At 48.7% G+C, this 6,681-nt stretch carries 6 protein-coding genes; all 6 read left to right on the top strand.

The window, feature by feature from the left end; translation table 11 throughout:
- A partial coding sequence (locus G9F48_RS19800; RefSeq protein ID WP_274596865.1) for an exosporium glycoprotein BclB-related protein occupies positions 1-828 on the top strand: 828 nt, incomplete at its 5' end.
- A 183-nt stretch (positions 829-1,011) separates the two neighbouring features.
- On the top strand, positions 1,012-2,616 hold the full coding sequence (locus tag G9F48_RS15680; RefSeq protein ID WP_025650266.1) for a sensor histidine kinase: 1,605 nt from the start codon (positions 1,012-1,014) through the stop codon (positions 2,614-2,616).
- Positions 2,613-3,293, top strand: coding sequence for a response regulator (locus tag G9F48_RS15675; protein WP_046559422.1), 681 nt, complete (start codon positions 2,613-2,615; stop codon positions 3,291-3,293). Before G9F48_RS15680 ends, G9F48_RS15675 begins: the two co-directional genes overlap by 4 nt.
- Positions 3,294-3,305: 12 nt before the next feature.
- Positions 3,306-4,268, top strand: coding sequence for a tripartite tricarboxylate transporter substrate binding protein (locus G9F48_RS15670; RefSeq protein WP_032868872.1), 963 nt, complete (start codon positions 3,306-3,308; stop codon positions 4,266-4,268).
- Between the two features lie 192 nt (positions 4,269-4,460).
- The gene (locus tag G9F48_RS15665; RefSeq protein WP_003155615.1) at positions 4,461-5,759 is read left to right on the top strand and encodes a citrate:proton symporter; all 1,299 of its coding nucleotides are present in this window, start codon (positions 4,461-4,463) and stop codon (positions 5,757-5,759) included.
- 51 nt (positions 5,760-5,810) lie between these two features.
- Positions 5,811-6,605, top strand: a complete 795-nt coding sequence (locus tag G9F48_RS15660) for an MBL fold metallo-hydrolase (protein WP_165409759.1) — start codon at positions 5,811-5,813, stop codon at positions 6,603-6,605.
- Positions 6,606-6,681 lie beyond the last annotated feature (76 nt).

Raw genomic sequence — 6,681 nt, 5'->3', positions numbered from 1 at the left:
GCCACCGGAGTAACGGGAGTAACCGGAGTAACGGGAGTAACCGGAGTAACGGGAGCAACTGGAGTAACCGGAGTAACCGGAGCGACAGGAATAACGGGAGCCACCGGAGTAACGGGAGTAACCGGAGTAACGGGAGTAACCGGAGTAACGGGAGCAACTGGAGTAACCGGAGTAACAGGCGCCACCGGAGTAACAGGGGCTACCGGAGTAACCGGGGATACTGGGATAACGGGAGCCACCGGAGTAACGGGAGCAACTGGAGTAACCGGAGTAACCGGAGTAACAGGCGCAACCGGGATCACCGGAGCAGGCGCGATCATTCCTTATGCTTCAGGTCTTCCAACTGCCGTGACGACCATTGCCGGCGGATTAATCGGAACGGTGAGCCTTGTCGGGTTCGGCAATTCTGTGACGGGCGTCAATGTCGGAGGGGGAGGTGCAATTGATCTTACCGGGGCTGGAGGAACTCTGCTGAACTTTGCTTTTTCTGCTCCGAGAAGCGGAACCATTACATCAATTGCCGCTTATTTCAGTACAACCGCAGCATTGTCGCTTGTCGGCTCGACTGTTACGATAACCGCACAACTATACAGTTCTACTGTGCCGAACAATACGTTCACGCCGATCCCCGGAGCATCCGTCACTTTAGCTCCTCCCCTCACCGGCGTATTGTCAATCGGCAGCATCAGCAACGGAATCACGACAGGGCTGAACATTGCGGTAACTCCTCAAACCCGGCTGTTAATGGTATTCTCCGCCACTGCGACAGGCCTTTCGCTTATTAATACAGTGGCGGGATATGCAAGCGCGGGAGTTACAATTTCCTGATAGATTGCAGACTGACTTCGGTCAGTCTTTTTTATGTGTTATATCAATTGTGTAAAAGTAAATATATACCTATCATCACCTTTTTGGTAAGCCGCAAGAGAAAAAGATCACGAAAATTCTCAAAAATGAGAAATAAAGATTTGAAAAATGGTATGATTTTAGGAGGAAAGGACGGCTGGTGCTGTGTTGGAAGCGAAGCGGTTTTATGTCTCTCTGCAAATGAAAATCGCCGGATTAATTACGGCTTTATTAATACTTGTTATCGGAACGCTCACGGTTATATTTGCCTTTCAGCAATTAAAGGAAGGGCAGAAGCAGGCTGAACAGCTGGCGGTGCAAACGGCAAAAACCATTTCATATATGCCTCCCGTAAAAGAGGCGTTCCGGCTTGCGGATCAAGAGGCTTTTACAAAGTTAGACGTCATTGAACAAATGAAAGAACAGGCAGGCGCGCACGCCGTCTACATCACTGATCAAAAAGGGCATGTTGCATTTCATTCGGCTCGAAGCAGTATTCCGAAAGAAAATCAAAATCTGCAAAACAAAACCGTCATGTTCGGCGGGTCTCCGGTTTCCGACGGAATGAAGGCCGTCCGGGGAAGCGCCCCGGTTATTTTGGAGGAAAAAAATCATAACGAAGTCGTCGGAACGGTGACAGTCGAGTTTCTACAAGATGAGATAGAAAAAGATATGAAAGCGCATCTGCGGCATTTAGGCTATTTTGCATGTTTGGTGTTTCTTATCGGCATCGGGGGAGCGGCGGCGCTCGCAAAAAGCATCCGTAAAGATACACTCGGCCTTGAACCGCATGAAATTGCAGCGCTGTACAGGGAACGCAATGCGATGCTCCTTGCGATTAAAGAAGGGATTATCGCCGTAAACAAAGAAGGCGCGGTAACCATGATGAATTTATCTGCGGCTGATATGCTGAATCTTCCGGAACCGATGATCGGAAGGCATATAAAAGAAATCATGCCGGGCGCAAAGCTCATGCCGGTGTTGGCAGGGGGAGAAATACCGCCGAACGTGGAGGTGCGTGCCGGAGATAAAGTATTTATCTTAAATGTGAAAGAAATGAAGCAGACCGGACAAGTATACGGAGCGGTGATCAGCTTCCGCGAAAAAACGGAGCTCAAGAAACTGATCAACAAGCTGACTGAAATGAAAAAATACTCTGAGGATCTCCGGGCGCAAACGCATGAATTCTCGAATAAGCTTTACGCGATACTCGGTCTGTTAGAGCTGGGAGAATATAATGAAGCCATTGAACTGATAAAAGAAGAGTACGCCATCCAGAATGAACAGCATGAAATCCTCTTTCAAAACATTCATTCACAGCGGGTTCAGGCAATACTATTAGGAAAAATGGGAAAGGCGTCTGAGAAGAAAGTGAAGCTTTCAATAGATGAAAACAGCTTTTTAGAATCGCTGCCGGAGCATGTGGGTTCATCCCAGCTCATTACGATCATCGGAAATCTTATTGATAACGCTTTCGAAGCCGTCGCCGAAAAAGAGAAAAAAGAGGTATCCTTTTTCATGACCGATATCGGCAGGGATATCGTCATCGAAGTGGCGGACTCAGGAGACGGCGTGCCTCAGGAAAAAACAGAAACGATATTTGAAAAGGGCTACTCTTCAAAGGGGACAAGGAGAGGATACGGCTTAGCCAATCTGAAAGAAGCCGTCAGTGAATTGCAGGGATCGATAGAGATTTCGCAGCAAAAGAGCGGCGGTGCTGTATTTACGGTGTTTATACCGAAAGAAAGGCCAAAGGGGGAATCGGTGTGATTAACATCGCGATTGCAGAGGACGACTTTCGAATAGCGCAAATCCATGAAAAATTTATCGAACATCTTGATGGATTCAATGTCATCGGCAAAGCAATCAATGCCAAAGACACTATATCGCTGCTTGAGAAACGGCAGCCTGATCTGCTGCTTTTGGATATTTATATGCCGGATGAGCTGGGGACAGATCTGCTCCCGCTTATCCGCGGCCGTTTTCCTTCCGTTGATATCATCATTATTACGGCTTCTGCCGAAACAAGGCTGCTGCAGGAAGCGCTCAGATCAGGCGTTTCCCACTATGTCATAAAACCGGTGTCGGCACATAAATTTACAGAAGTGCTTTTGCAGTACCGTGAAAAAAGAGAATGGCTGCACTCACAGCCGGAGCTCAGCCAGTCTGTGATCGACATGTTTTTCGGAAGCGGTCAGAAAGAACAAAAACAGCACAATGATCTGCCGACAGGCATTAATTCGATTACGCTTCAAAAAATCAAAAACGCGCTCAGAACGGCCCAAAAAGGGATGACGGCTGAAGAACTGGGAGAAAAAATGGGCGCCTCCAGAACAACGGCGCGGCGCTACGCCGAGTTTCTCGTTTCTCGGGAAGAAGCGCTCGCTGAATTAGAGTACGGCATTATCGGCAGGCCGGAACGGAAATATTATTTAGCACATGAATAAGGGATGGGAGAAATGAAGCGGTTGGGAGTGCTTCTTGTCATGCTGGCGGCGCTGGTTTCTTTTGACGGACGGCAGATGGAGGGCTTCCGCTCAGCTGAAGGGCCGGTTGAAATTGTCGTCCCGGCAGCGCCTCAAGGGGGCTGGGACGTAACGGCAAAAGCTTTGCAATCGGTAATAGAGCGGAAGCAAATATTAGGCCGGCCCGTAAAGATCATCTATAAACCCGGCGGAGGCGGAGACAGCGGCTGGAAATATGTAAACGAACGAAAAACGGATGTCATCAGTATGAATTCAAGCCTGCTGTTAAGCAATGAAATTTTGGGACAAAGCCGGCTGAAGGCAGCTGATTTTACGCCTTTGGCCATTATCGCAAAAGAGTGGCAGACCGTCGCTCTTCCGAAGGATTCAAAGATAAAAAGCGGAAAGCGGCTGCTCGGCGATATTAAAGCAAATCCGGGCGGCATAAAAATCGGATTTGCGCCCGGCCTCGGAAATGATGACCAGCTCTCCTTTGCGAGAGCGGCGGAAATGGCCGGAATTTCTCCGTTTGATATCCGCTTTTTTCAATACGGAAGCAGCAATGAAGTCATTGAAGCTCTTATCAGTCACGAGATAGACGCCGCCTCAATGACCATTTCAGAAGCGAGAGACGCCTATCGGAAAGGGAAAATCACATTGGCGGCCGTTACGTCTGACAAAAGGCTCTCCGGCTTCAGCGATGTGCCGACATGGAAAGAGCAGGGGGTGCCGTTTGTCTTTGCGCACTGGAGAGGCATCATGGGGCCGAAAGACATGACCGAAGGCGAGATCGCCTATTGGGATCAGGCTTTGAAACAGATTACTTCATCCGCGGAGTGGAAGCAAATGTTGAAAAAACGGGATTGGGAGAGCTTTTATAAAAACAGCAGCGGCGCAAAACGCTTTTTAGAAGAGCAGACCGAGTTCTATAAAGAGATGATGAGCAGCGAAAAATAAGCCTTCCGCATATTTGCGGAAGGCTTTTGATTTATAAATGAACAAAATGAACGAAAAGGTTATAAAAAATTAAAAATCTTTAAAATCCAAAATATTTACTTCAATATCCAATTCTCATAAGATAGCAAAAAGGCGGATAAAGGGGATCGGGCCTTTAAAATGTAAGCGTATTCATAATAAGGGGGACATACTGTGTTAGCAATCTTAGGCTTTCTTATGATGCTTGTTTTTATGGTGCTGATTATGACAAAACGGCTTTCAGTGTTAACGGCGCTCGTATTAACGCCGATCGTGTTTGCGCTGATTGCCGGGTTTTCTTTTAACCGGGTCGGCGAGATGATGATCTCCGGCATTGAACAGGTGGCGCCGATCGCAGTGATGATTATGTTTGCGATTCTTTATTTCGGCATTATGATTGATACCGGTTTATTTGATCCGATGGTGTCGCGTATTTTAAAGCTGGTTAAAGGCGACCCCCTCAAAATTGTAGTCGGAACAGCCGTTTTGACCATGCTTGTCGCACTGGACGGAGACGGCTCGACGACGTATATGATTACGACAAGCGCAATGCTGCCTTTGTATATCATGCTCGGAATCCGTCCGATTATTTTAGCGGGAATCGCCGGGGTCGGCATGGGTATCATGAACACGATACCATGGGGCGGCGCGACGCCGCGTGCGGCGAGTGCGCTCGGCGTTGACCCGGCAGAGCTGACGGGGCCGATGCTGCCTGTCATTGCCAGCGGAATGGTGTGTATGATTGTGGTCGCTTATGTACTCGGAAGGATGGAAAGGAAACGGCTCGGGGTGATCGAATTAAAGCAGCCGTCCCATACAAATGAAACGGCTGCGGCTGCGGAAGATGAATGGAAGCGGCCGAAACTGTGGTGGTTCAATTTACTGTTAACGCTTTCTTTAGTGGGATTTTTAGTGTCAGGAAAAGTGAATTTAACCGTGCTGTTCATCATTGCGTTTTGTATCGCGCTGATTGTCAACTATCCGAAACTTAACGATCAAAGGGAGCGCATTTCAGCCCATTCGAGCAATGTGCTTGCGATCGGTTCGATGATTTTTGCCGCAGGCGTGTTTACCGGAATTTTAACGGGGACGAAGATGGTTGATGAAATGGCCATTTCCCTCGTATCGCTTATTCCGGAACAGATGGGAGGTTTTATTCCGGCGATTGTTGCCTTAACGAGCGGTATCTTTACGTTTCTGATGCCTAATGACGCCTATTTTTACGGCGTGCTGCCCATTTTATCTGAGACCGCCGTGGCGTACGGTGTAGATAAGGTGGAAATCGCCCGCGCTTCGATTATCGGCCAGCCGATTCATATGTTAAGCCCGCTCGTGCCGTCGACGCATTTATTAGTCGGGCTTGCCGGGGTCACCATTGATGAACACCAGAAATTTGCGATGAAATGGGCGGTTCTTGCCGTTATCGTCATGACGGCCTTTGCGCTCATCATCGGCGCAATCACGATTTTTTAACATAAAACACCCGGTTCGTCGCACACTAAAGGCATCAGAGGAGGTGCCATGATGAGTGATCCGTTTATGCCGCTTTTTTCAGTGAGAAGCGGCGCCGGTTTTAAAGCGGCGGACGGCGTTTACGGACTGACCGTGCAGATTGCGAATGTTTACTTTATCGAAAATCCCTCAGCTCCGCGGGAAATCATTCTGGTTGACGCGGGAATGCCTCAATCGTCGGAGATGATAACAGAAGAAATGAAACGCCGATTCAAAGAGGGGTATGAGCTGAAGGCGGTCATTTTGACACACGGTCATTTTGATCATGTCGGTGCGATTGAAGAACTGCTTGAGCTTTGGGATGTGCCGGTTTACATTCATGAAAAGGAGCTCCCGTACGTCACGGGGAAAGCGGATTATCCGCCTGCCAGGCCCGATGCGAAAAAAGGGCTTGTCGCAAAGCTGTCACCGCTGTTTCCGCGCCATACGATCCGCATTCCGTCCGTTCAGGCACTGCCTTCAGACGGTACCGTTCCGTTTCTTGAAGAATGGAAATGGGTGCATACGCCCGGTCACACACCCGGCCATATTTCATTATTCCGGGATAAAGACCGCGTGCTGCTTGCCGGTGATGCCGTGATCACTGTTGAACAGGAATCGCTTGCGGACGTTGTCATTCAAAAGCAAGAGCTTCACGGTCCGCCCGCCTATTTTACAGCGGATACGCAGACGGCGGCCGCATCCGTTCAGAAATTGGCGGAACTGGAGCCGGAAGCGCTTTTGACGGGTCACGGAATTCCGATGACGGGAAAAAACTACCGTGAGGATTTGCTTACACTGGCTGAAAAACTGCATTCCGTTTTGTGAAACACCTGCGAAAATCACAGGTGTTTTTTCTTTGCAGTTTCCAGTATGATACAAAAAAACCATTGTGTTCACACCT

This window comes from Bacillus sp. EKM420B (genome assembly GCF_011065565.1).
GTDB lineage: Bacteria > Bacillota > Bacilli > Bacillales > Bacillaceae > Bacillus > Bacillus velezensis.
The sequence above is the reverse complement of the archived record's forward strand: the minus strand, read 5'-3'. Positions and strand labels throughout refer to the sequence as shown.

Excerpts from the sequence above, each read along its gene's own strand:
- G9F48_RS15670 (WP_032868872.1), top strand. The coding sequence starts at position 3,306 with ATGAAGCGGTTGGGAGTGCTTCTTGTCATGCTGGCGGCGCTGGTTTCT.
- G9F48_RS15660 (WP_165409759.1), top strand. The coding sequence starts at position 5,811 with ATGAGTGATCCGTTTATGCCGCTTTTTTCAGTGAGAAGCGGCGCCGGT.